Source organism: Nostoc sp., assembly GCF_035638895.1.
GTDB lineage: Bacteria > Cyanobacteriota > Cyanobacteriia > Cyanobacteriales > Nostocaceae > Nostoc.
The window spans coordinates 1-2,654 of the sequence record NZ_DASQZC010000414.1 but is presented as its reverse complement, the minus strand read 5'-3'; the positions used below and the strand labels follow the sequence as shown (position 1 = coordinate 2,654).

The following is a 2,654-nucleotide window of genomic DNA, read 5'->3' as shown; positions in this document are numbered from 1 at the left end:
ACAAGTTAAGAGCAATGGAGGTGCAGCCGGAGTTGACAATCAGTCAATGGAAGACTTTGAGTCCGATCTTAAAAGAAATCTTTATCGTATTTGGAATCGAATGTCCTCTGGCACCTACTTTCCGCCTCCAGTGAAAGCAGTTCCGATTCCGAAGAAGTCCGGAGGCACCAGAATCCTGGGTGTCCCAACGGTTTCTGATCGAATCGCGCAAACTGTGGTAAAGCTCGTTCTCGAACCAAAACTGGAAGCCATCTTTGACGACAATTCCTATGGATATCGCCCTGGGAGATCGGCCCTCGACGCCATAGAAATTACCAGAAGAAGATGTTGGAAATATGATTGGGTAGTGGAATTTGATATTCGTGGGTTGTTCGATCACGCATCTTGATACTCCTCTCAATAACGAAGTTTGTTGAAGTTGCCATTTTTGAGCGCCATGAACTGCTTGATTGTGGATGCTTTGTTTGGAAACAAATAGAGACCTGTAGCCTTATCTTTCTTCACAGATATCTTTCCATTATGAATGCGGTCATAGACCCAGTATTTTGTAACGCCAATGCTTGACGCAATCTGAGGCACAGTAAGATATCCGGCTATCGTTCGTGGGTGCGATTGGCTTCTCTTCACCATAATTCGATGATTCAGTCGTATGATCTTGACAGTGCTTTCAAGCACAGTTTTCCGCAGTGGAGAGCGGAACCCTTGCTTTGTAAGTGTATCTGCTATTTCAAGGTCACTCTTGCCAGCGGTGGCCATCTTGATAATCGCATTTTCCATCTCTGCGGCATTAGATAGCTCGGCCAATGACCCCACGGTAATAGGAATGTCGGCCGTCGTGGTATCACCACCTTTCCAAACAATCCGCGTGCGAACCCTATCACGACCGATTCGATGGATTACTACTTTATCAATCAAGCACCGAAGTAAAGCCTTCCGTTGTTGTTGAGAAAGGAGGTTCTGCTTCCAGATTTCGGGCATCTTCTGCCCAGTATTATCAAAAGATTTTTTCATTTTCTGTGTGATTATTTGCGGGACAGAGAGGAGATTGACTTCCTGTTCGGCTTTATCCTCTGCCTGTTTAAGCTCAAGGAGCGCACTTTCCCAGCGTCTTTCCAGTTCAGCGGCTACAAGTCGATTGTCAGGGTCAGCTTGATTGAATTGCCGCTCGGCAAATCGAGCCTGATAACGAAGCCTTTCGAGCTGTTGCTGCTTTGCTCTTTCGAGCTTTCCTTCGTCCCTTTGCTTGGCGTCCATTGCCGCCTGATACATATCAATCTCCACTGGTGATAGCGCTTCAAAAAAAGCCACAACAACGTAATCATCGATAGGGTCGGCGGGGATATGCTGGCAGACACGAGTGCCATACTGCTGCCTTAGGTAGTTGCAGAGGTATCGAGTCCCGGCTTTATATTGAACAACCAACTTATGACCACATTCACCGCAATAAACGATCCCATGTAGCAGAGCTTTGCCCGTGCGCGGAACTCCCCGTGTCTTATTTCGATCATATTCGGCATGGTTATCTTTTAGCATGGCTTGAATCTTATCAAAAGTCTCACGGTCAATATACTGCGGGTACTTATTTTCAACTTTTATTCGCCATTGCTCAATAGGAAGTTGTTTTTGTGAATTATTCCGAATGGATTGACCGGAAGGAACGGCGCGTGATCGTCCGTAAACGAACATGCCGGCGTAGGCTGGATTTTTTAGTGTGCTGATGATCGCTGCGACCGACGGCTTTTTCCAAACGATATCTCCGAAATGATTGCGTCGTGGAATTGTAAGAGCGTTGTCATTAAAGTTACGCATGGTCTTGTTTGCAGATCTTACTTTCAAAAATGTTTCGAAGATCAGTTCTATCCGTCTTTGCACCTCAACATTCGCCTCCTTGCTGACAAGTCCATGTTTATCGCGTACAAGGCCGACTGGCAATACAAGTCCCAATTCTCCTCGTTGGGCCTTACTGATGATTCCTGCTGTTAACCTGCCCTTCAGAGTATGTAGTTCCAGCTCGGAGATTTGGCCCTTCAATCCAAGGAGAAGGCGGCCGTTTGCTGTTGACGGATCGTAGACGCCATCACGATCCCCGATCAGGCATCCACGCATCCCGCAGATATCAAGCAAAGGGTACCAATCGGAACAGTTGCGTGCGAGTCGGGTAACTTCATAGGACAAAACAATCCCAACCTGTCCCAATGTTACCTTGGTTACGAGATCTTTAAAGCCTTCGCGCCCTTCTGTTGACGATGCAGTGATTCCAAGATCACGATCAATAATTTCAATGTTTGCTTCCGGCCATCCCAAGTCCACCGCTTTTTGTTTGAGGGCGTATTGCATCTTCAAGCTTTCCTGGTTCGTCAAAACCTGATGAGGACTCGACTGCCGAATATATATGATCGCCATTTTGCTTATGTGCCCTGGTTTGACCAGTTCTGATATGCTCATGGATCACCTCTTGGAAGATGGATGTGAAGGTTTCGATAATTTCCTGCTGGACTTTTGCTGGCATCCGGTGCCAGATTTCAATTGGTTTTCTGGGCATAATCCCTCGCATTCCTTTGCGGCTGCCAAGAATTCACTGATTGATGTGAAACTTAGCTTTGTCCCAACTGTGGGTGGGTTAATGCCGGAAAGCGTAGTGGCTTGAACAGGGA

Annotated in this window: 4 protein-coding genes; 2 read left to right on the top strand and 2 right to left on the bottom strand. The window is 46.8% G+C overall.

Annotated elements, in window-relative coordinates:
- Positions 1-388 (top strand): reverse transcriptase domain-containing protein (locus VE944_RS20610; protein ID WP_324981150.1); only part of this gene is annotated, 388 nt, incomplete at its 5' end.
- 8 nt (positions 389-396) lie between these two features.
- Here the strand turns inward: VE944_RS20610 and VE944_RS20605 are convergent.
- Both VE944_RS20605 and VE944_RS20600 read right to left on the bottom strand, forming a co-directional pair.
- Positions 397-2,388, bottom strand: coding sequence for a recombinase family protein (locus VE944_RS20605; protein WP_324981152.1), 1,992 nt, complete (start codon positions 2,386-2,388; stop codon positions 397-399).
- Complete coding sequence (locus tag VE944_RS20600; protein WP_324981155.1) at positions 2,279-2,542, bottom strand: hypothetical protein; 264 nt, start codon at positions 2,540-2,542, stop codon at positions 2,279-2,281. Before VE944_RS20600 ends, VE944_RS20605 begins: the two co-directional genes overlap by 110 nt.
- Here VE944_RS20600 and VE944_RS20595 point away from each other — a divergent pair.
- Complete coding sequence (locus VE944_RS20595; RefSeq protein WP_324981147.1) at positions 2,444-2,647, top strand: hypothetical protein; 204 nt, start codon at positions 2,444-2,446, stop codon at positions 2,645-2,647. The two genes, VE944_RS20600 and VE944_RS20595, sit on opposite strands and share 99 nt — an antisense overlap.
- Positions 2,648-2,654: the final 7 nt, after the last annotated feature.

Excerpts from the sequence above, each read along its gene's own strand:
- VE944_RS20595 (WP_324981147.1), top strand. The coding sequence starts at position 2,444 with ATGGATCACCTCTTGGAAGATGGATGTGAAGGTTTCGATAATTTCCTG.
- VE944_RS20600 (WP_324981155.1), bottom strand. The coding sequence starts at position 2,542 with ATGCCCAGAAAACCAATTGAAATCTGGCACCGGATGCCAGCAAAAGTC.